Source organism: Caulobacter sp. X, from assembly GCF_002742635.1.
Taxonomy (GTDB): Bacteria; Pseudomonadota; Alphaproteobacteria; order Caulobacterales; family Caulobacteraceae; genus Caulobacter.
Genome location: NZ_PEGF01000001.1, coordinates 1,933,787 through 1,953,900, shown reverse-complemented (window position 1 = coordinate 1,953,900; position 20,114 = coordinate 1,933,787). Strand labels below are relative to the sequence as shown.

Below are 20,114 nucleotides of genomic sequence, written 5' to 3'. Positions count from 1 at the left end.
GGTAAGCGTGACAGCCGGTTATCCCCGACTATCACGCTCCCAACGCCGGAAGTAGGCGGCGTATCCCGCCTATCCGCTTTTCTTGGCGTCGCGCTTGCGGGCCAGCATGTTCAGGCCCTCGACCCCGGCCGAGAAGGCCATGGCCGTGTAGATGTAGCCCTTGGGAACATGGGCGCCGAAGCCCTCGGCGATCAGCACCGTGCCGATCATCAAGAGGAAGCCCAGCGCCAGCATCACGACGGTCGGATTGTTGTTGATGAAGTTGGCCAGGGGATCGGCGGCCAGCAGCATGACCGAGACGGCGATCAGCACCGCGACGACCATGATCGGCAGGTGATCGGTCATGCCGACGGCGGTCAGGATCGAGTCGATCGAGAACACCAGGTCCAGCAGGATGATCTGGAAGATCGCCGAGCCGACGTTCGAGATGACGACCGTGGCCTTGTCCTTCTCCAGCACGTCGTCGCTCTTCCCCGGATCGACGGTGTGGTGGATCTCCTTGGTCGCCTTCCAGATCAGGAAAGCGCCGCCGGCGATCAGGATCAGATCACGCCACGAGAAGGCGGTCTCGAAGCCGGGGTCGCCATGCGATCCGACCGGGCCGGTGACGCCGAGGTCGAAGACCGGGGCGGTCAGGCCGACGATGAAGGCGATGGTCGACAGCAAAACGAGGCGCATGATCAGCGCCAGGGAGATGCCGATCCGGCGCACCTTCTGGCGATGCTCGGGCGGCAGCTTGTTGGACAGAATTGAGATGAAGACGAGGTTGTCGATCCCGAGGACGACCTCCATGACGACAAGCGTGACCAACGCGGCCCAGGCGGCTGGGTCGGCGAGCAGGCTGAGTATTTCGTTCATCGATCCCCACAGAGGATGTGGCTCCGCGCCTCCCCGCGCGAAACCGCCAACGCCGTCAAATGGGGGCGAACACCGTTCTTGTCGAGGCCGGGCGGGAGAAAAAGCCGCCAGCCTTGGTCAACGATTCGCCGGGTCTCCGGGCGCTTCCGACCAGCGACGCCGATCAATTGATCAACGTGGTTTTTTTGGCCGCGGCCGTCTGCTTTCGAGACCATTTTCGAAGGGCGATTTCGTCTTGGGTCTTCAAGATGATCAAGGACGTCGCTGAGATCAGCTGTCAGTCTCGCAGGTCACCGAGCTACGCGTACGCGCGGTGGAAAGGACGTATGATGGGGCGTTCAATATCATCAGAGATGACACCGATATTTCCAGAGTGGTCTTGATTGCGGTCGGGGTTCGCGAAGCTGCCGAGCCGCGTCCGCATGTCGAGGCGGAGGCGGCGTCGCGGGGCGATGAAACTTGCTCGCCCTGCGTCAAATGGCTCCGCTCGCGGATGACATCCGCGACATAAAGACTCTTTTCACACGTCCATGGGAAGGTTATCCCTTAACCCAGTAACGCGGGGGAGTACCCAAGCATGACGAAACGGACGAGGGCCCTTCTGGGTTCCCTGGCCGCTGCCGCCATGATCAGCCTGGCGCCGGCGGTGGCAACCGCCGACGGCTATTGGCAATGCGTTCCTTTCGCGCGCCTGATGTCTGGCATTCAGCTGTTCGGCGACGCGCGCACCTGGTGGTCGCAGGCCGCCGGCAAGTACGAAACCGGTTCGGTGCCGAAGATCGGCTCGGTCCTTTCCTTCAAGCCGACCGCCCGGATGAACCTGGGCCACGTCGCCTTCGTGAGCCAGGTGCTCACCGACCGGGTCATTCAGGTCACCCACGCCAACTGGTCCGTGATCGAGGGCGATCGCGGCCAGATCGAAAAGGACGTCACCGTCGTCGACGTGTCGGCCAATGGCGACTGGAGCCAGGTCAAGGTCTGGTACGATCCGATCCGAGACCTGGGCAACACGGTCTATCCGACCAACGGCTTCATCTATCAGGACGCCCAGGCGATGAAGATCGCCATGGCCACCAGCAAGATCGCCATGGCCCAGAACGCCGTCGTGTCGGCCGCCAAGCAGGCCGCCAACCAGGTGGCTTCGTCGGTTCGCGCCTCGCCGCTGGACATCATCAGCCAGGCCGCCGACTCGACCGATCGTATCGCGGCCCTGATCGAGGCGGCCACGGGCGGCGGTTCCTCGTCGACCGACTCCAACAAGCAGAACGCGCCGCGTTGACCTGAAGCGCGGGCCGGGGCACACCCGACCCGCAGCGCTTCGCGCGAGGCCTTCCGGACCTCGCGCGACGCCTGCTTCTCCAAAGGGGCGAGTCCGCCGAGCAGCGGGCTTGAAGGGCCGCGTCCATGCTGAGAATCCTCCGACACGGCGCTCCGGGTTTCGAGGCCGGCGGCCTGTCCCCGGACTGGCGCGTGCCCCCCGACACCGTCTGGATCGAGCTGGTCGACCCCACCCGCGCCGAGGAAGTCGCCGTCGAACAATCGATCGGCCTGCTGCTGCCCACCCGGGAAGAAATGGCCGAGATCGAGGCCTCGTCGCGCCTCTATCAGGAGGATGGCGGGACCTTCATGACCGCCACCGTGCTGGTCAACGCCGACGGCGACCTGCCGACCGCCGCGCCGGTCACCTTCGTCCTGGCGGGCGCGCGGCTGATCACCATCCGCTATGTCGAGCCCCGCGCCTTCTCGATCTTCGCCGCCCAGGCCGAGCGCCAGCCCAGCCTCTGCCCCAACGGCCTGCAGACGTTCCTTGGCCTGCTGGACGCCATCGTCGACCGCACCGCCGACATCCTCGAGCGCACGGCCGCCGAGGTCGAGGTGCAGTCGCGCGCCATCTTCGGCCGCCCGCGCGGCGCGGCCTTCGAGCAGATCCTGAAAAGCCTGGGCCGCGCCCAGAACATCAATTCCAAGGCCCGCGACAGCCTGGTCAGCCTGGCCCGCCTGATCAGCTTCGCCGCCCTGGCCGAGCAGTTCGACGGCGAGCGCGAGCTGCGCGATCACCTGAAGTCGCTGCAGCGCGACGTCCAGTCGATCACCGACCACTCCAGCTACCTGGCCGGCAACATCACCTTCCTGCTCGACGCGGCCCTGGGCCTGATCAACATCGAGCAGAACTCGATCTTCAAGGTGTTCTCGGTCTTCTCGGTGATCTTCCTGCCCCCGACCCTGATCGCCGGGATCTATGGCATGAACTTCGAGCACATGCCCGAACTGCGCTGGATCGAGGGCTATCCGATGGCCATCGCCCTGATGTTCGTGGCGGCGGGCGCGCCCTTGCTGTGGTTCAAGCGCAAGGGCTGGCTGTAGACGAAACGCGACTTTTCGTCGCGGTTTTGACCTTGCCTTAAGCCTACGGGGCCATGTTCGGATTTCAACGATCTCCCGAACAGAACACGCCCTCGCACGATGCGTCCCGCATCTTCCCGACCCAGCCTGATCCGCAATCTCCACCCTTCGGTGGTGCGCGAAGCCGTGGAGGCGCACGGCCGCTTTCTGAAAGGGCTGCCGGCCGGCCGCCGGGCCGTGCTGTCCTACGTCAACCTGAACAATTACGAGCTGGACGGCGCCGAGCTGTCCGAGGCCGACCTGACCGGCGCCCTGCTGGGCGGGGCGTCGCTGCGCGGCGTCCGGCTGGTTCGCGCCACGCTCTACGGCGCGGATCTGCGCGACTCCGATCTGCGCGAGGCCAATCTGTCGCGCGCCGACATGCGCGGGGCGTGCCTGCGCGGCTGCAATCTGGGCGGCGCCGACCTTTCCGGCTGCGATCTGCGCGAAGGGCTGACCGCCGTGCAGGACGACAGCAAGGGCCTGCGGATCCTCGACCACACCAAGCGCCCGGGCGAGCTCGACTACGCCCTGCTGCAGGGCGCCAATCTCAGCGGGGCGCAAATGTCGGGCGCCTTCGCGCGCAAGGCCGACTTCACCGACGCCAACCTCTCGAACGTCAGCCTGCAGGGCGCCAAGCTGGCCAACGCTTGCCTGGACGGCGCCGACCTCTCCGGCGCCAACCTGCAAAGCGCGGACCTGACCAAGGTCTCGCTGCGCCGGGCCGTGATGGTGGGGGTCGACATCAGCGGCGCCGACCTGACCGCCGCCGACCTGAGCGAGGTGCTGCGCGCCCCGCCGCCGCTGATCTATATCGACGACCTGCCCCTCGACGAGGTGATCGAGGCGCACGAGCTGTACTGCCGATCCCAGGGCGCCGAGGGCAAGGCGGCCAAGGCGCGCGGCGTCGACTTCCGGCCCCTGAAGCGGTTGAAGGGGCGCCGCCTCAGCGGACTGGTCGCGCCGGAGGCGGTGTTCTTCGGCATGGACCTGGAAGGCGCGCACCTGCAGGGCGCCAATCTGGTCGGGGCGGACCTGCGCGGAGCCAAGCTGCGCGGCGCCGACCTTCGCGGCGCGCGGCTGATGGACGCCCAGCTGTCGCGGGCCGACCTGTCGAACGCCAAGCTGGGCCCGTTGAAGATCGGCGAGGACCGGGTCCTGCGCACCGACCTGACCCGCGCGGTGCTGCGCGGCGCGGACCTGCGCGGCGCCAGCGCTCCGCGCGTGCGGCTGCTGGAGGCCGACCTGACCCGCGCCAAACTCGCCGGCGCGGACCTGCGCGGCGCGGAACTACCCGCGATCTTCGGCGTCTGAGTCCGTCTCTCGCGCGTCAGGGCTTCAGGGGTCGTGCCGACATGATCCCGCCAACAGACGTGGCCATGCGGCTTCCACCCCGAGGGCCGCCAGATACGGAGCCGACCGCCTCATGATCCGCCCCGCCACGCGCCGTCTTCGCCGGCTTCAGTGCGGCGGCCCATCCCGCCCTGGCCCAGGATCGCGACCAGAACCGCGCCGTCGTGGGTCTGTCCGCCATCCACGCGCCCGCCTATCAGGGCGCCGACAAGTACCGCACGCTGCCCTTTCCGGTGATCGATCTGAGCTATGGCCGGTTCTTTCTCAGCGGCCGAGCGGGCGCCGGCGCCAAGGTGATCGACGGCCTCGGGGCTGCCCGCCTTCCGGCCCGGCGGCGGGGTCAAGGGCGTCGCGGCCTCTCTGACCGCCAGCTACCGCGTATCCGACCGGGTCGGCCCTGGGGGCCACCGGGGTGGTCAGCACGCTGACAGGCGACGCCAAGCGCAGCCCCATCGTCGTCCACGCCACCCAGCCGGCGGCGTTCGTTTCGGCGTCCTACGCCTTCTCGCGAGGCTTGCGGACCCCGGCGGCCTTGGTGTTGATGGGCGCAAAGCTGGAGTTTGCGATGTCGTCCAAATCCCTGATCGCCGCCGCTGTCGGCGCCCTGAGCCTGACGGCCGTCTTCGTCGGAATGGGCGGCGGCGCGGCCCACGCCGCCGCGCCCCCGTTCAAGCCCACGGCCTGCGTCGGCGACTACAAGGGCGTCGATCTCAAGGTCCAGTGCGGAAACCTGATCGTCGACGAGACGCGCGGCGATCCCAAGAGCCGCCGGATCAGCGTGGCGATCGCCATCGTCAAGGCCTCTGCGCCCAAGCCGGGCCTGCCGCCAGTCGTCTATCTGCACGGCGGTCCGGGCGGTTCGGCGCTCGCCAATCTTCCGCGCATGCTCAAGAGCAAGGGCCCGCGCGAGTACGTCGCCATCGACCAGGACTGGATCTTCATGGACCAGCGCGGCGGCGGCCAGTCGAAGCCGAACCTGAACTGCCCCGGGACCAATCTGACCGACGCCGGGCCGCCTTCCGACAAGGACAAGGACGGCATCGTCGCCTGCCTGAAGGCCTTCCAGGCCCAGGGCGTGAACCTCTCGCGCTACAACGCCGTCGAGGTCGCCAAGGACGTCCAGGACCTGCGCCAGGCGCTGAAGCTGCCGATGATCGACCTGTTTGGCGGCTCGTACGGCACGCGCATCGAGGCGGCGATCCAGACCCACGCGCCGCGGGGCGTGCGGGCGGTGGTGCAAGACTCGCCCTGGCCGCCGGAAGCCGACTGGACCGTCGGCGGGCCGGCCATGGTCTCCAGCTCGATCGACATCGTCATGGCCAAGTGCGCCCTCGTCGCCGAGTGCGCCCAGCGCTATCCGGACCTGAAGGCCAAGCTGGCCGTGGTCGCCGAGCGGTTCTTGGCCGGGCCTCAGACGGTGGGCGGCAAGACCTACACGGCCGATGACCTGGGCGGCTATCTGATGGACGCCAGCTACTTCACCGCCGGCGTGCTGCCGCGCGACCTCTGGAAGATCATCCAGGGCGACCTGTCGCCGGTGCAAGAGTTCGTCGAAAGCCGTGACTACTACAGCGAGGGCCAGTTCATGACCCACCTGTGCAAGGAGGAGATCCCGTTCGAGAGCCGCGCCGCGGTGGCGGACGGAACCGAGAAAGACCCGGTCGCGCGCCTGATGGTCGTCTCGATGCAGCGTATCCACGACGTCTGCGCCGCGATCGACGTTGGTCCCATCTCCAAGGCCGAGCAGGCCCCGGTCAAGACCGCCATCCCGACCCTGTTCCTGGCCGCCGAGATCGACCCCGGCTGCCCGCCGGAACTGACCAAGGCCGCGTCGAAGGGTTATCAGGGCTCGCAGGTGGTCATCGTCACCAACGCCACCCACGGCGTCTCGCGCAGCAGCCCGTGCGTGCGCAAGATGATCCGCGGCTTCTTCCAGGACCCGACGAAGGCGGTTGATCGCTCGTGCCTGCCGGCGGCGGATACGCCGATGACGTTTGTTTATGAGGGCGAGTGAGAGGCGGCCTAACTGGCCAAACCTAAAATTTTTCTCCGCTTGCCCTGCGCGGGCAAGCGATCAACCGAACAGAGCGGTTGCTCGTGCCATATTTCCGGAAATTTGTCAACTCGAGTCCCCGTTGACGGAGCCGTCAACAGCATCCAGATATGCACCATTACTCCTCCGGGGGCTTCGGCCAACGGACGCGCGGCGGGCCCTTAAAAGCCCGCCGTAGCATTTCTAGGGTGGGGCGCATCCGAACTAACGTCTATATCGACGGGTTCAATCTCTATTACGGCTCCCTAAAGGGCGGGCCGCACAAGTGGTTGGACATAGACGCGCTTTTTGCCTTCCTTCTTCCGAAAAACGACATTCGAAAAATCCGATACTTCACCGCTAGAGTCGAAGCTCGGAGCAATGACCCAGATTTGCCCGTTCGGCAGGATACCTATCTCCGCGCCCTAGCAAGTAGGTCGAAAGTCGAAGTGCATTTCGGCTCCTTCATGAGCAATTGCGTACGCGCTCCCATAGTTGAGCAAGACCCCGCTGGAAGGCCGATAAGGCAGAATGGAAAGCCAGTCGTAGCGCTAAAGCCAAACGGCACAGCGAAGATGGAATGGGTTCACAAATCCGAGGAAAAGGGCTCGGATGTGAATTTGGCGTCATATCTTTTGCGCGATGCCTTCAAAGGTGAATGCGAGTGTGCAGTCATTGTCTCGAACGATAGCGACCTGCTGACGCCTATACGTATTGCTAGGGAAGAGTGTGGCCTGACAATCGGCCTTGTACTCCCCCGCCCGAATGGAAGCATTGCATTGAAGCAGCTGGCGCATTTTCAAAAGCCGCTTCGTGTTCACGCGCTCGCCGCCTCGCAATTTCCGGAAGTCTTCAATGACAGCGTAGGCACGGTTAGCAAGCCGGCTGGCTGGTAGCGGTTGGACTGCCGAGAGATATCTCGAGGCCCTCACATCTTCTTCTTCAGCGGCAGCAGGTCCGGATAGACCGCGTCGCGCTTCTGCGCCTTGGCCGCGAACGCCTCGGCCATGTGCGGGCCCGAGAACATCCCCGTCTGCCAGGTGGCGATGTAGTCGAGGCCGTCGGCGATGGAGTGGTCGCGGGCGTAGTTGATCATCACCTTGCTGCCGGCGACGGCCAGGGGCGACTTCTCGGCGATCTCGCGGGCGGTGGCGAGCGCGTGCTCGACCAGGGCCTCGTGGGTGTCGAAGAGCTCGTTGACCAGGCCGATGTCGCGGGCCTTGGCGGCGGGCAGGCGGCGGCCGGTGTAGGCCAGTTCGCGCACCCAGCCCTCGGGGATCAGCTTGCACAGGCGCGGGAAGGTGCCGACGTCGGCGGTCATGCCGATGTTGATCTCCTGGATCGAGAAGAAGGCGTCGGTCGTGGCGTAGCGGATGTCGCAGGCGCTGACGAAATCGACGGCCCCGCCGATGCAGCCGCCCTGGATGGCGACGATCACCGGCATGCGCGCCCGGTCCAGGCAGCTGAAGGTCTCCTGCAGGTGATGCACGAAGCGGCGGAAGCTCTCGGCGGCCACCCAGCGGTCGGCGTCCTGGCGGGCGGTGACGCCCTCGTCGTCGGTGAAGACGGAGAGGTCCATGCCGGCGCTGAAGTGCTTGCCGGTCGAGGAGATGACGATGCAGCGGGCGCGGGCGTTGTCGTCGATGTCGCGGACGATGGCCGGCAGCTCGTTCCAGAACGGCCGGGTCATGGTGTTCATGGCCTCGGGGCGTTTCAGCTGGATGTGGGCGACGCCGCCTTCGATCTCGACCTTGAAACAGCTGTAGTCCGTCTGGCCGCTCATGACCGCCTCCCTTTATGCCTGGCCCGACTATCGGCCGGGCGACGGGCGGCGACAACGATGACCCTACGGAAGAGCTGCTAGAGGTCGATAACCTCACACTTCAGGCTCGCGCGGATGCGGTCGGCGACGATCTGGCGGTGGCAGCAGTTGGGATCGTCCTCGTAGCAAAGCAGGGCGATCCGCTTGTCCTTGGCCAGCTCGGTCGCCTGGGCCAGGGCCAGCTGGGCGTCGGGCTCCTCAAGATGCGCGTTGAAGATCTGGCGCATTTCGTCGGCGCGGCCAGCCCGGGCGGCGTCGCGGCCCGCCTTGGGCGTGCCCAGCGGGCGCAGGTGCAGATAGTCTACGCCCTCGGCCTTCAGGCTGTTTCCCAGCAGGGTCTTTGAGAAGCCGGCCTTGCGCGAGCTCGCCACCGCGCGGACGTCGACGACCAGCTCGACGTCGGCCGCCTTGAGCCGCTGGATCAGCCCGGCCTGCGTGTCGGTCTCGTAGCCGATGGTCGCCAATCTGTTCATCTCTCGCCTCTCCATGGACGCGCGCCGATCGCGAGCCTACCTTAGTCGCGTCTGGACCACAGGAGCCCGCCGATGGACGCGGCCGTCTTTCGCGAACCGCGCAAGCGCGCCACCCCCGTGGCGGGCGGCGAGATCGCGGGCCTGGAGTTTGGCCCGACCGATCGGCCGATCGACATCGTCTTCGTCCACGCCAACGGCTTCAACGCCCAGACCTACCGAACGCTGCTTTCGCCCCTGGCCGCCGGCCTGCGCATCCTGGCGATCGACCAGCGCGGCCATGGCGAGACGACCCTGCCGGCCAATCCGGAGGGGCGGCGCTCGTGGCGGGATTTGCGCGACGATTTGATCGGCCTGCTCGACGCGCTGGACGGGCCGCCCGTGGTTCTGGCGGGCCACTCGATGGGGGGCACCGTCGGCTTGCTGGCCGCCGCCGAGCGACCAGAGCGGGTCAAGGGTCTGGTCCTGCTGGATCCCGTCGTCATGCCGTGGCTGGCGATGCTCTACGCCAAGGCGCCCTGGACCTCGGGCCGGATGTGGCGGCGCATGCCGATGGTCCAGGCCGCCCTGCGTCGACGCGCCGTCTTCGACAGCCGCGAAACCGCCTTCGCCGCCTACAAGGGGCGCGGCGCCTTCAAGACCTGGCCCGAGACCATGCTGGCCGACTACGTCGCCGGCGGGTTCGTCGAGCGGCCGGAGGGCGTGGTCGAGCTGGCCTGCGCGCCGGCGTGGGAGGCCTCGAACTACGCCGCCCAGGCGCACGATCCTTGGCGCGCGGTTCGGCAGGCCAAGGCGCCTGTCCGAATCTTGAAGGCCGAGAAGCACTCGACCTTCCGCGCCGGCGACGGCTTCGCGCGCCGCGGTCGCGACGTGCGGATCGAGACCGTGCCGGGGACCAGCCACTTCCTGCCGATGGAGCGCCCGGACGTGGTGCGCGACGCCCTGTTCGACATGGCGACGCGGTAGAGGCGCTATAGCGCCAGACCCGGAACCTCGAACCGGGCCAGCGCCGCCCGGGCGGCGTCGCTGACTGGCACGACCTTGCGCGCGTCGAGGTCGAAGGTGATGGCGACGGCCTCCGAGGTCCCCCAGGGCTCGCCCGTGGCGGGGTCCAGCATCCAGTGGACGACCCGCATGGTGCGCGCGTCGGTCCCGACCAGACCCGAACGGATGTCGATGCGGTCGCCGATCCGGGGCCAGGCCAGATAGGCGATCCGATATTCCAGGACCGCGCCGCCCATGCGCTGGGGCCTGTGCTCTGCGTGCTCGACGACGAGATCGCGGAACGGGTGGATGAAGGCGCCGATGCCGTCCGACACGCGGCCGATGAACTGCTCGGCGCGCATTCGTCCGTATACGTCGCAATCGGTCGGCAGCAGTCCGCCGAGGCCGATGCGGGGCAGCTTCAGGGCGTCCGCCCGCGCCAGGCTGGCGGTCGGCGCGAACGGCGAAAGGTCGATACTCCGCGCCCGCGCCTTCTCTGGAACCTCGACCATCAGGGCCTCGGCGCGCTCGCGGGCGATCCTGGGCCAGGGGAAGGGCTGGCCTTCGCGCGGCGTGGCGTGGATCACGGTGGTCTGGAAGGTCGCCGCGAGCTCGCCGGTGGCCGGATGGATCAGAAGCTGCAGCAGTCGCGCGTCGGTCTCGCCCATCTCGATGACGCCGCCCAGCATGGTCAGGGGCGCCCCGGCGTGGGCCTCGCGCAGGAAGCGGATGTGGTGCTCCTTGACCAGCAGGGTGGCGTTGGCGTGGGGCGAGAAGGCGCCGGGCAGGCCCAGCTCCGCCGCCAGGCCGATCAGCCCTTCCTGGGCGCGGACCACGTAGTGGCGCACGTTCATGTGCCCCATCTCGTCGCAGTCCCAGGTATTGACGCCACCGCGCCAGATCTCGACGCCTGGAAGACCCTCGGCGGCCGTCATGGCGCGGTTCCTTGAAGACAGGAAGGGGGCCAAATCTCGACGCCAGGAAGCGGCTCTGCGATCGTCATGGCGGCGCAACTCGAACGGCGGTGAACGGTCGTTCGAGTCTAGCGGCTGCGGCGAGCTTGGCTAGAGGGCGCTCAGCACTTGCCTTCGGCGGGATCGCCGGCCGGGCCCTTGAAGGTGTTCCCGATCTCCTCGGCGTCCGGACCGTCGGGACCCGCGCGCTTGCGCGATTCCTCGCCGGTCTTCTGGACGCTGTCCTTGCCGCCGAGCGCGGTGAATTCGCCCAGCGGCTCGGCTTCGTTGGCCTTACGGCCGTCGGTGTTGGGTTGCTCGTCCATGATCGTTCTCCTTGGGTGACCCAAGGAGAACAGGAGGCGAGGGCGGTTGTTCCGATCAGGCGCCCTTGCAATCGGCGCAGAGGCCGTGGGCCTCGATGGTCACGCCGGTCAGGGCGTAGCCGGCCGCGGCGCCGGCGGCGATGATCTCGGCGCTGGCCTTGGGCTCGATCTCGCGGGTCGCGCCGCAGCAGTCGCAGATCAGGAAGGCGGCGGCGTGGCCGTCGGCCTCCTTGCGGCAGGCGACGTAGGCGTTGAGGCTCTCGATCCGGTGCGCGAAGCCCTGCTTCTCCAGGAAGTCGAGCGCGCGATAGACGGTCGGCGGCTTGGCTGGCGGGCCCGCGCCTCCGAAGGTCGAGATCAGGTCGTAGGCTTTCACGGGCTGGCCGGCCTGCAGCAGCAGTTCCAGCACCCGTCGGCGGGGGGCCGTGAGCCGCTGGTCGGCGGCCGCGCAACGGGCCTCGGCCGCGTCGAGCTCGGCGGCGAGCGCGGCGCCGGCCACGCCGTGGTGATGATGTTCGTGTCCGCAGGAAGCGCCTTGGGCCATGTCCAAGAGGTAGAGGTCCGGACGCGCTCGCGCAACCTTGGCCTTATGACGCGGAGTCTCAGAACAGCGGCGCGCTGACCAGGTTCGCCTCGGCGGTGCAGCGGGCGGGATCCAGCGGGGCGGCCTTGGCGCGGACCTCGTCGGACTCGGCCCGGACGGCCGCGAGGTCCGCCTTGAAGGCGTCCGAGCTCCACAGGGCCGCGAACAGGGTCTCGGCGTTATGCTTGCCCGCCTCGACCGAGCTGGCGTTGTGCACGCCGCAGATCACCCGGCTTTCGCCATAGGCGCGGGCGCGGGTCAGGATGGCGTTGGAGCGGTCGGGCGCGACCTCGGCTAGCAGCAAGCCCACGGTCCAGCCCCAGGTGGCGTGGCCGGAGGGATAGTCGGGCGAGAACCGGAAGCCGAAGCCTGGCTTGATGCAGATGGGCGCGCTTTCGGACAGATAGGGCCGCGGCCGCATATACTTGAGCTTCGGCCCCGCCACCGCCGAGCGGACGTCGCGGCTCATGCGCATCAGCATCGCCGCCAGCTTCGGGTTGGTCTCGCGGGTCGGCGTGTAGCCCAGCGCGCAGGCGTAGGCGTCGAGCACCTTCTCCTCAGCGTTGTCGGCCTGGGCCAGGGACCAGCGCGGGGTGTCCTTCAGCGCCCGGGTGGTCAGGAAGATCTCGCGATCCTTCTCCGCCTGGGGCGAGCCCTTGGCGGGCGGCGGCGGGACGTGGTCGCGGGCGTCGAAGGCGCTCTTGGGCAGGTAGCGCGGATAGGTCCCCGCGTCGCCGCTCAGGGTGGCGCAGCCCGATAGGGCCAGGAGGGCGACGACGGCCAATGCGCGCATGAAAAAGGTCCCCGGAATTTCTTCCGGGGACCCTGCATTCTCAGCGGAGGCTGATCAAGCTTACTTGCCGAACAGCTTGTTCCAGCGCGGCTTTTCGCGGCCTTCCCAGGCCTTGCGCCAGTAGGCGTCCGAGGCGATCAGCGGAACCACCGTGGTGGCTTCGGCGAACACCATCTGCTCGTAGGTGGTCGAGACCTTGCCCCACGAGGCGGCTTCCTTCAGCGTCGAGCTGCTGCAGGCGCCATCGCGGACGTCGGCGACCGTGATCTGGATGGCGTACTTGTGCATGTCGGCCTCGACGCCGAGGATCTCGGCGCAGACGACGGTGTCCTGGGCGAAGTTCTTGGGAACGCCGCCGCCGACCATGAACAGGCCCGTGGTGCCGGCCGCGATCTTGATGTCGGTCAGTTCGCGGAAGTCGGCCACGGCGTCGATCATCAGGTAGGGCTGCTTGGCGGCGGCCCGTTCCTTCTGGTGCTTCACCAGGCCAAAGCCGGCCGAGCTGTCGACGAAGGCCGGGCAGAAGATCGGCACGCCTTCTTCATAGGCGGTCTGGATCAGAGAGCCCGGCTTCTTGGCGTTGCCTTCGGCCAGCCACTTGCCCATCTCCCAGATGAACTCGCGCGAGGAATAGCCGCGCGGCTCCAGGCGGTTGGCGATCTCGAGGATCGTGTGGTCGCAGGCCTGCAGCTCTTCTTCGTCGATGTAGGTGTCGTAGATGCGGTCGATGTAGTTGTCGCGCAGGACGTTGTCGTCGACCGGGCCGGCGGCCTGGTAGTGCTTGAAGCCGAGGGCTTCGAAGAAGTCCATGTCGACGATGCTGGCGCCGGTGGCGACCACGGCGTCGATCATGCCGTTCTTCACCATGTCGCGGTAGACGTGCATGCAGCCGCCGGCCGAGGTCGAACCGGCCAGGATCAGCCAGGTCGAGCAGCCCTTGTCGGCCAGGGCCATGTTGAAGATGTCGGCCGCGCGGGCGGTGTCGCGCGAGCTGAACGACATCTTGCGCATGGAGTCGATGATCGGGCGGGCGTCGTAGGAGGTGATGTCGACGTGCTCGACGGTCTTCTGGAGCAGTTCGGCCTTCGTATTCGGAACGGGAGCGTTCATGACAGAGAGTCCTCTGAAGGTGAGCGCCCGTCGTGACCCTAGGACCCGCCGGGACGGAGCGACCGGCGAGAGGGTTTCGTCAATGGAGGCGGCTATATAGCGGCTTTGCGACGATTATCGAGTCCTACCTCGAAGAAACGCGGGAAAGCGGTTCTCAGGGCTGTTCCGTCGTCGCTTCAGGCTGGCGAGGCCGATCAGGCCGACGACCAGCAGCGAGGCGAGCGCGACGCCGTCGCCCAGTTTTTCGATCGGCGTGCGCACGATGTGCAGGCGATAGACGTGGTCGCCGGGCCGGGCGGCGAACGTCAGGATGCGCGAGGGGCCGGTGGAACTGGTCGGGACCGACGGGTCCTTGCCGGCCTGGACGATGTCGGCGCGCCAGGCCGGGAAGTAGAAACGGCGGACGACCACCCGGGTCGGCGCGGGCGCGTCCAGCCGCACGGCCAGGCTGCCGTCGGGATAGGACGTCGCGGCCAGGACCTTGGCGGCCGGATCGAGCGGGCGGACCAGCGGCAGGCGCTCGTAGCCGGTCAGGTAGGCGCGATCGACCAGGATCGCCGGATCGAAGAAGAAGTCGCCCGGCAGATGCTCCTCGGGCAGGCGGCCCACGCGGATGCGCTCGGTGATCACCGAGTCCTTCATCGCGGGATAGAGCCGCGCCCGCTCGAACGCCGGGAGCACGGTCTGCCGGACCGGCGTCCAGAGGCTGACGGCGATGACCGCGGCCAGCAGGGCCGTCCATCTCGGGCGGTGGCCGAAGGCCAGGCAGAGGGCGGCGATCAGGGCGAACTCGACCATGACCAGCATTCGGAACGGGAACTGCATCTTGCCCAGGATCGGGGCGAGCGGGCCGTGCCAGACGGCGGGCGTGGCGTAGGCGGCGATGGCGACCAGGCAGACCGCCGCCCAGACCCGCGCGAGCGCCGCGCGCGGGCCGGGTGTCGCGCCCAGGAGAACGAGGACGCCCAGCGCCGCGGCGCCATAGGTCCAGCCCAGCCAGGCCATGGCGCCGGGCAGGGGCGGCGGCGGCCAGTGCCTGGCGTTCAGCAGGGTCCAGGCGGCGGGATCGGCGGGCGACAGCGGCGGGCCCCACATAAACTTCATCGAGGCGGCGCTCTGCAGCGCCAGGGCCGGCAGCAGATAGGTCGACGCCAGGCCCAGGCCCAGAACTCCGCCGGCGGCCAGTCGGGCGGCGACGGCCGCGCGGGCCTTCGGTTCGGCGCGGATGATCAGCCAGAGGGCGGCGATCGGCGCGGCGATCAGGCAGATCGGCAGGGCGACGGCGATATGACCCAGGATCAGGCCGGCGAGACAGAGCGCCAGCGGCGCGATCCAGGCGGAGCGGCTGGCGGCGCGCTCCAGAGACAGGGCGAAGAAGGGCAGAACCGCATAGACGGCAAGCTCGCCCAGCGAGCCGCGCGAGACCGCGTCGAGCAGATGGTAGGGCGCGATCGCATAGACCACGCCCGCGACCAGCGCCGCCCGTCCGCCCGCGTGAGGGCGCAGCCAGGCGTAGAGGCCGAGGCTGCCGGCGAACGACAAGGCGAGGCACGTCCAGGCCGTCACCTGCTCGGCGTTCAGCAGGCCGCCGGTCAGCAGATCGACGGCGGCGGCGACGTAGAAGAACAGCGGCGGATAGAAGTAGAACGACGACCCGCCCAGGCCGTGGAAGCCTTCGGGAACCCAGCGCGGCGGGAACGCGCCGCGGCGCAGGGCGGCGCCGAACGACTCCACCCAGATCGAATTGTAGCTGTCGATGGGGGCCAGGCCCGCCCACAGGGCGTGGGACAGCGGCGCGAGGCTGGCGGCCAGCAGCAACAGGACGGCGAACCAGATCGGCGGATCGTTCGTCGGAGCGGAGACGCGTGTCGTCATGGCCTGTGAGGTCTGCCGCCGGCGAGGCGCTTCGGATCGCGAAACGAAAAAGGAGGCGGACATCCATCCGCCTCCTCCCCGTTGATCGCAGGATTTCCGGCGCCGGTCTAGCGACGGCGCTTGCGCTTGCCGGCCGCGCCCTTGGGACGCGAGAAACGGACGATCTTGCGCTCTTCCGCCTCTTGGCGAACCAGCGGGATCGAACGCTTGGCCAGGCCGTACATCGAGGCCATCGGCGCGTCCTGCACCAGGGCGGTGTCGGTCTCGCCGAAGCCGTTGAAGCGGGTGTTCATCGCCACGCCATAGGCGCCGAGCATGCCGATCTCGATGTAGTCGCCTTCGTCGACGCTTTCCGGCAGGTAGAACGGGCCGGGCATGTGGTCGACGCTGTCGCAGGTCGGGCCATAGAAGCGGAAGGGCTTGAGGCCTTCTTCCACGACTTCGCCGTTCTTGCGGTACAGCTTGACCGGGAAGGGCCACTTCATGTGCGCGGCGTCGAACAGCGAGCCGTACGACCCGTCGTTCAGGTAGAGCGCGTCGCCCTTCTTCAGCTCGACCTTGACCAGCAGCGACGAGGCTTCGGCCACCAGGGCGCGGCCGGGCTCGCACCAGAGCTCGGTGGTCTCGTGGACCATCATCTCGGCGAAGCCGCGGTCGATGGCCGCCAGATACTCGGAGAGATCCGGCGGGACCATGCCCGGATAGATCGACGGGAAGCCGCCGCCGACGTCGACGACATCGGCCAGCACGCCGGCGCGCACCAGGGCGCGGCTGGCCTGGGCCATCGCCGCCTGGAACGCCGTCGGACGCATGCACTGGCTGCCGACGTGGAAGGACACGCCCATCAGGTCCTGGGTGGCGCGACGGGCGGCCAGCAGCAGGGCGGGGGCGTTGTGCATCTCGACGCCGAACTTGCCCGACAGGCTGTAGGCCGCGCCTTCCGCCTGCACGCCCATGCGGACGATCAGGTTCAGGTCCTTGGCGTTACCCGTGGAGTCCAGGATCTTGGCCAGCTCTTCGTGGGTGTCGAACGAGAAGGTCTTCACGCCGTGGTCGAAATAGGCGGCGGCGATCGCCGCCCGGCTCTTGACCGGGTGCATGAAGGCCATGCGCGAGCCCGGGGCCTGCTCGGCCACGAGTTCGACTTCGTTCAACGACGCGACGTCGAAGGACCGCACGCCGGCCTGGGCCAGCTCACGGATCACCCACGGCGAAGGATTGGCCTTCACCGCGTAGAAGACGTCGCCTTTAAATTCGGACTGGAACCAGCGCGCAGCTACGGAAACCGCGTCGGGCCGCACGAGTGCGACGGGACGTTCCGGTGACCGCTCACGGACCAGGTCCAGGGGAGAATGGTACGTGTGCAATTCACGTAACCCCCTGTTGGAAGTTAAACCCAGGCCGGCGTTAGCAGCGTTTAGAGGACTTCGGGTCCGCCGGAGCCGTGCGAAATAGGGGCATTGATCCGGGATGTAAAGACCCTTTTGCGGCCCCGTTTCGGGACGAATTGTTCCACCGGGGCGCGTGGGCCGGAAGGGACGGCGGATTCCCGGCCGCAAAGCGCTCCGCGTCCGGAAATTAAGCGCGCCTCTCGCGGGGCGCGGGTCCGTTCGAACGCGATTAGGGGCGCGGATCGTCACAAATCCATTGCGAACCTGCCCCAAACCGGTGATCGCATTCCCCAAGTCGTGAAACCACGTTAAGGATTCGCCCCGACCATGACGTCGGACCCAGTTCTCTCGATCCGCGCCGCGTCCAAGACCTTCGGGCCTCGTCGCGCGTTGGACGCCGTCTCCCTCGACGTCAATCGAGGCGAGATGATCGCGCTCATCGGCCCGTCGGGCTCGGGCAAATCCACCCTGCTGCGCTCGATCGACGGTCTTCAGACCATCGACGCGCCTGGCGAGAACGGCGGCGAGGGCGTGATCACCGCCTTCGGCGGCCCGGTCCAGGCCAAGGGCAAGGTGTCCAGCGAGGTGCGCAAGGCGCGCGTCCGCATCGGCTTCATCGCCCAGCAGTTCAACCTGGTGGGGCGGCTGTCGTTGTTCAGCAATGTCGCCCTCGGCTCGCTGGGACGCATTCCCGTGATCCGCGGACTGTTCGGCGCCTGGCCGAAGGAGACGCGCGAGGCGGCCATGGCCGCGCTCGCTCGCGTCGGCGTCGCCGACTACGCCGCCCAGCGCGCCAACACCCTGTCGGGCGGGCAGCAGCAGCGCGGCGCCATCGCCCGGGCCCTGGTCCAGAAGGCCAAGATCATCCTGGCCGACGAACCGGTCGCCTCGCTGGATCCGGTCTCGGCGCGCAAGGTCATGGAGATCCTGCGTGATCTCAATCAAACCGATGGCCTGACGGTCGTCGTAACCCTGCACCAGGTGGACTACGCTCTGCGCTATTGCGATCGGGTCGTGGCCCTTAAGGCTGGTCAGAAGGTCTATGACGGTCCGGCGTCCGGCCTGAATCGCGAAAAACTCATCGACATCTACGGCCCGGAATTCGAGGACGTGTTCTGGGAAGGAGCCCCGCAATGATCAATCGTCGTTCGGCCCTCGTGATCGCCGCCGGCATCTCGGCCCTGGCGCTCGCCTCGTGCGGCAAGGCCCCGCAGACGCCGGCCGCCAAGGACACGATCACCTTCTCGATCCTGTCGACCGAGTCGGCCCAGAACATGGAAAGCTACTGGAAGCCCATCCTGGCCGACATGGAGAAGCAGACCGGCCTCAAGGTGAAGCCGTTCTTCTCGTCCAACTATTCGTCGCTGATCGTGGCCATGGGCGCCAAGCAGACGGATGTCGGCTGGTTCTCGAACCAGTCGGGCCTGGAGGCCGTGCGCCGCTCGAACGGCGAGGTTTTCGCCCGCACCTTCGACCCGTCCGGCACCGACGGCTACAAGTCGGTGATCATCGTCCCCTCGAACAGCAAGATTCAGACGGTTCAGGACCTGCTGAAGTGCGACAAGTCGCTGAACTTCGGCATCGGCGACAAGAAGTCGACCTCGGGCACCCTGGCCCCGATGACTTACGTGTTCATCCCGGCCAACAAGAAGCCGGAAGAGTGCTTCAAGACCGTGATCAGCGCCAACCACCAGGCCAACCTGTTCGCGGTGGCCAACGGCAAGCTGGACGCGGCGACCAACAACTCGACCGCCATCGGCCTCTCGAAGGCGCGCGGCGAGGGCGTCACCGACAAGGTCCGGATCATCTGGCAGTCGCCGACCTTGCCGGAAGACCCGATCGTCTGGCGCAAGGACCTCGACCCGGCGATCAAGGAAAAGCTGCGCCAGTTCTTCCTGACCTACGCCCAGGGCGACACGCCGGAGGCCGAGCAGCAGCGCGGCTATCTGAAGAAGCTCAGCATCGGCGGCTTCAAGCCGGCCGACGACTCGCACCTGCTGGTCGTGCGCGAGATGGAGGCCACCGAGCAGCTGGGCCTGGCCCGCGAGGCCGGCGACCAGGCCAAGATCGCAGCCGCCCAGACGGCGCTGGACAAGATCAAGGCCGAACGCGTCGCCGCCGAGGGCAAGGCCGGCCTTGCCTCGACCCCCGCGAACTGAGGCGGCCTGGATGAGCGACGCGACCATTCCAGCGCCGCCCAAGCGCTCGACCTCGGCCCTGGCCTTCGACACCCTGCTCTGGGGCGGGGTGATTCTGCTGCTGGTCGTCAGCTTCAAGCCGGCCGAGATCGACAAGTTCCCGCAGCTGTTCACCGACACCGAGCGGACCGGGAACTTCGCCAAGCTGTTCTTCAAGCCGTTCACCGACCCGGCGCTGTTCCTGTCGATGGATTGGGGTCTGTTCATCGGCAAGATGTGGCAGACCATCCAGATGGCGCTGTGGGGCACGGCCCTGGCGATCATCGTGGCGATCCCGCTGGGCCTCCTGGGCGCGCGCAACATCGCCCCGGTCTGGATCCAGCAGCCGGTGCGCCGGGTGCTGGACCTGATCCGCTCGATCCCCGACCTGGTCGTGGCGCTGATCTTCATCACCGCCGTGGGCCTGGGGCCGTTCGCCGGGGTCATGTCGATCATGTTCAACACCGGCGGCGTGCTGGCCAAGCTGTTCGCCGAGGCCGTCGAGTCGATCGACAAGGGGCCGGTCGAGGGCGTGCGGGCGACCGGCGCGGTCAAGCTGCAGGAGATCGTCTGGGGCGTGATCCCGCAGGTCGCGCCGCTGTGGACCAGCTACGCGCTCTATCGCTTCGAATCGTCGAGCCGCGCGGCCACGGTGCTGGGGATCATCGGCGCGGGCGGCATCGGCCAGATCCTGTTCGACTCGATCAACGCCTTCCAGTTCGACCAGACCGGCTGCATCGTCCTGGTCATCGTCGTGGCGGTGTCGATGATCGATCTGCTGTCGCAGATCATCCGTACGCGGCTTCTCTAGAAACGAATATCCCGGCCCAGCGCGCGGCGCGCCGAGCCGGGATCACGCAAAGCGCCGAGAAGGCCGTCTCCATCAGCGCCTCCTTCGCCATCCGGCGGGGGAGGCGCTTTCGGTTAGCGTTCCCACTGTCGGTGAACGGACGTTTCCCGCCGAGTCTTGTTGCCGGAACGCCACAGCTTAAGACCTTGAAAACA

General features: G+C 67.5%; 20 protein-coding genes. 10 read left to right on the top strand and 10 right to left on the bottom strand.

Annotated elements, in window-relative coordinates:
* Positions 1-69 precede the first annotated feature (69 nt).
* Entirely contained in the window at positions 70-858 is a 789-nt protein-coding gene (locus CSW60_RS09030) for a TerC family protein (RefSeq protein ID WP_099536932.1), read from the bottom strand.
* Positions 859-1,435: 577 nt separating this feature from the next.
* Here CSW60_RS09030 and CSW60_RS09025 point away from each other — a divergent pair.
* The 6 genes from CSW60_RS09025 to CSW60_RS09000 all read left to right on the top strand — a co-directional run bounded on the left by CSW60_RS09025 (position 1,436) and on the right by CSW60_RS09000 (position 7,521).
* Positions 1,436-2,137, top strand: coding sequence for a CHAP domain-containing protein (locus tag CSW60_RS09025; protein WP_099536931.1), 702 nt, complete (start codon positions 1,436-1,438; stop codon positions 2,135-2,137).
* Between the two features lie 125 nt (positions 2,138-2,262).
* Complete coding sequence (locus CSW60_RS09020) at positions 2,263-3,222, top strand: magnesium transporter CorA family protein (protein WP_099536930.1); 960 nt, start codon at positions 2,263-2,265, stop codon at positions 3,220-3,222.
* Between the two features lie 99 nt (positions 3,223-3,321).
* Complete coding sequence (locus CSW60_RS09015; RefSeq protein WP_099536929.1) at positions 3,322-4,554, top strand: pentapeptide repeat-containing protein; 1,233 nt, start codon at positions 3,322-3,324, stop codon at positions 4,552-4,554.
* 203 nt (positions 4,555-4,757) lie between these two features.
* Positions 4,758-5,021 carry a MipA/OmpV family protein gene (locus CSW60_RS24365; protein ID WP_161495637.1) on the top strand — a complete coding sequence of 88 codons (264 nt, stop codon included), beginning with the start codon at positions 4,758-4,760 and terminating at the stop codon, positions 5,019-5,021.
* Positions 5,022-5,158: 137 nt separating this feature from the next.
* Entirely contained in the window at positions 5,159-6,607 is a 1,449-nt protein-coding gene (locus tag CSW60_RS09005; protein ID WP_099537627.1) for an alpha/beta hydrolase, read from the top strand.
* Positions 6,608-6,756: 149 nt separating this feature from the next.
* Positions 6,757-7,521, top strand: coding sequence for an NYN domain-containing protein (locus tag CSW60_RS09000; protein ID WP_099536927.1), 765 nt, complete (start codon positions 6,757-6,759; stop codon positions 7,519-7,521).
* Between the two features lie 32 nt (positions 7,522-7,553).
* Here the strand turns inward: CSW60_RS09000 and CSW60_RS08995 are convergent, their stop codons facing one another.
* Positions 7,554-8,408: a crotonase/enoyl-CoA hydratase family protein gene (locus CSW60_RS08995; RefSeq protein ID WP_099536926.1), complete on the bottom strand. Its 855-nt coding sequence runs from the start codon at positions 8,406-8,408 to the stop codon at positions 7,554-7,556.
* A 77-nt stretch (positions 8,409-8,485) separates the two neighbouring features.
* Positions 8,486-8,920 (bottom strand): DUF488 family protein, encoded by a 435-nt coding sequence (locus tag CSW60_RS08990; RefSeq protein WP_099536925.1) that lies wholly within the window; start codon positions 8,918-8,920, stop codon positions 8,486-8,488.
* Between the two features lie 72 nt (positions 8,921-8,992).
* On the opposite strand from CSW60_RS08990, the gene CSW60_RS08985 reads away from it, so the two are divergent.
* Positions 8,993-9,883: an alpha/beta fold hydrolase gene (locus tag CSW60_RS08985; RefSeq protein ID WP_099536924.1), complete on the top strand. Its 891-nt coding sequence runs from the start codon at positions 8,993-8,995 to the stop codon at positions 9,881-9,883.
* Positions 9,884-9,888: 5 nt separating this feature from the next.
* On the opposite strand, the gene CSW60_RS08980 is transcribed toward CSW60_RS08985, so the two are convergent.
* The 7 genes from CSW60_RS08980 to CSW60_RS08950 form a co-directional block, all read right to left on the bottom strand.
* Positions 9,889-10,836 carry a thioesterase family protein gene (locus tag CSW60_RS08980; RefSeq protein ID WP_099536923.1) on the bottom strand — a complete coding sequence of 316 codons (948 nt, stop codon included), beginning with the start codon at positions 10,834-10,836 and terminating at the stop codon, positions 9,889-9,891.
* Positions 10,837-10,976: 140 nt separating this feature from the next.
* Entirely contained in the window at positions 10,977-11,180 is a 204-nt protein-coding gene (locus CSW60_RS08975; RefSeq protein WP_099536922.1) for a hypothetical protein, read from the bottom strand.
* Between the two features lie 55 nt (positions 11,181-11,235).
* Positions 11,236-11,724: a Fur family transcriptional regulator gene (locus tag CSW60_RS08970; protein ID WP_099536921.1), complete on the bottom strand. Its 489-nt coding sequence runs from the start codon at positions 11,722-11,724 to the stop codon at positions 11,236-11,238.
* A 58-nt stretch (positions 11,725-11,782) separates the two neighbouring features.
* Complete coding sequence (locus CSW60_RS08965; protein ID WP_099536920.1) at positions 11,783-12,556, bottom strand: phosphatase PAP2 family protein; 774 nt, start codon at positions 12,554-12,556, stop codon at positions 11,783-11,785.
* 60 nt (positions 12,557-12,616) lie between these two features.
* Positions 12,617-13,666: a deoxyhypusine synthase gene (locus CSW60_RS08960; RefSeq protein ID WP_099536919.1), complete on the bottom strand. Its 1,050-nt coding sequence runs from the start codon at positions 13,664-13,666 to the stop codon at positions 12,617-12,619.
* Between the two features lie 114 nt (positions 13,667-13,780).
* A complete protein-coding gene (locus tag CSW60_RS08955) occupies positions 13,781-15,541 on the bottom strand; it encodes a 6-pyruvoyl-tetrahydropterin synthase-related protein (RefSeq protein WP_099536918.1) in 1,761 nt (586 codons plus the stop codon).
* A gap of 107 nt (positions 15,542-15,648) precedes the next feature.
* The gene (locus CSW60_RS08950) at positions 15,649-16,908 is read right to left on the bottom strand and encodes a type III PLP-dependent enzyme (protein WP_099536917.1); all 1,260 of its coding nucleotides are present in this window, start codon (positions 16,906-16,908) and stop codon (positions 15,649-15,651) included.
* A 351-nt stretch (positions 16,909-17,259) separates the two neighbouring features.
* Here CSW60_RS08950 and phnC point away from each other — a divergent pair, with 351 nt between their 5' ends.
* Genes phnC through phnE form a run of 3 tightly spaced genes read left to right on the top strand, consistent with a single transcriptional unit; the run spans position 17,260 to position 19,920 of the window.
* The gene (phnC, locus tag CSW60_RS08945; RefSeq protein WP_099536916.1) at positions 17,260-18,069 is read left to right on the top strand and encodes a phosphonate ABC transporter ATP-binding protein; all 810 of its coding nucleotides are present in this window, start codon (positions 17,260-17,262) and stop codon (positions 18,067-18,069) included.
* Positions 18,066-19,091, top strand: coding sequence for a phosphate/phosphite/phosphonate ABC transporter substrate-binding protein (gene phnD, locus CSW60_RS08940; protein WP_099536915.1), 1,026 nt, complete (start codon positions 18,066-18,068; stop codon positions 19,089-19,091). The genes phnC and phnD overlap by 4 nt, the downstream gene beginning before the upstream one ends.
* 10 nt (positions 19,092-19,101) lie before the next feature.
* Positions 19,102-19,920 (top strand): phosphonate ABC transporter, permease protein PhnE, encoded by an 819-nt coding sequence (phnE, locus tag CSW60_RS08935; RefSeq protein WP_099536914.1) that lies wholly within the window; start codon positions 19,102-19,104, stop codon positions 19,918-19,920.
* Positions 19,921-20,114: the final 194 nt, after the last annotated feature.

What these genes read in the sequence shown, in the direction of transcription:
- CSW60_RS08970 (WP_099536921.1), bottom strand. Translation starts at nt 11,724, where the DNA reads ATGGCCCAAGGCGCTTCCTGCGGACACGAACATCATCACCACGGCGTG.
- CSW60_RS09020 (WP_099536930.1), top strand. Translation starts at nt 2,263, where the DNA reads ATGCTGAGAATCCTCCGACACGGCGCTCCGGGTTTCGAGGCCGGCGGC.
- CSW60_RS09025 (WP_099536931.1), top strand. Translation starts at nt 1,436, where the DNA reads ATGACGAAACGGACGAGGGCCCTTCTGGGTTCCCTGGCCGCTGCCGCC.
- CSW60_RS08965 (WP_099536920.1), bottom strand. Translation starts at nt 12,556, where the DNA reads ATGCGCGCATTGGCCGTCGTCGCCCTCCTGGCCCTATCGGGCTGCGCC.
- CSW60_RS08985 (WP_099536924.1), top strand. Translation starts at nt 8,993, where the DNA reads ATGGACGCGGCCGTCTTTCGCGAACCGCGCAAGCGCGCCACCCCCGTG.
- CSW60_RS09015 (WP_099536929.1), top strand. Translation starts at nt 3,322, where the DNA reads ATGCGTCCCGCATCTTCCCGACCCAGCCTGATCCGCAATCTCCACCCT.
- CSW60_RS08995 (WP_099536926.1), bottom strand. Translation starts at nt 8,408, where the DNA reads ATGAGCGGCCAGACGGACTACAGCTGTTTCAAGGTCGAGATCGAAGGC.
- CSW60_RS09005 (WP_099537627.1), top strand. Translation starts at nt 5,159, where the DNA reads ATGTCGTCCAAATCCCTGATCGCCGCCGCTGTCGGCGCCCTGAGCCTG.
- phnD (WP_099536915.1), top strand. Translation starts at nt 18,066, where the DNA reads ATGATCAATCGTCGTTCGGCCCTCGTGATCGCCGCCGGCATCTCGGCC.
- CSW60_RS08975 (WP_099536922.1), bottom strand. Translation starts at nt 11,180, where the DNA reads ATGGACGAGCAACCCAACACCGACGGCCGTAAGGCCAACGAAGCCGAG.
- CSW60_RS08960 (WP_099536919.1), bottom strand. Translation starts at nt 13,666, where the DNA reads ATGAACGCTCCCGTTCCGAATACGAAGGCCGAACTGCTCCAGAAGACC.
- CSW60_RS08955 (WP_099536918.1), bottom strand. Translation starts at nt 15,541, where the DNA reads ATGACGACACGCGTCTCCGCTCCGACGAACGATCCGCCGATCTGGTTC.
- CSW60_RS08990 (WP_099536925.1), bottom strand. Translation starts at nt 8,920, where the DNA reads ATGAACAGATTGGCGACCATCGGCTACGAGACCGACACGCAGGCCGGG.
- phnE (WP_099536914.1), top strand. Translation starts at nt 19,102, where the DNA reads ATGAGCGACGCGACCATTCCAGCGCCGCCCAAGCGCTCGACCTCGGCC.
- phnC (WP_099536916.1), top strand. Translation starts at nt 17,260, where the DNA reads ATGACGTCGGACCCAGTTCTCTCGATCCGCGCCGCGTCCAAGACCTTC.
- CSW60_RS09000 (WP_099536927.1), top strand. Translation starts at nt 6,757, where the DNA reads ATGCACCATTACTCCTCCGGGGGCTTCGGCCAACGGACGCGCGGCGGG.
- CSW60_RS09030 (WP_099536932.1), bottom strand. Translation starts at nt 858, where the DNA reads ATGAACGAAATACTCAGCCTGCTCGCCGACCCAGCCGCCTGGGCCGCG.
- CSW60_RS08980 (WP_099536923.1), bottom strand. Translation starts at nt 10,836, where the DNA reads ATGACGGCCGCCGAGGGTCTTCCAGGCGTCGAGATCTGGCGCGGTGGC.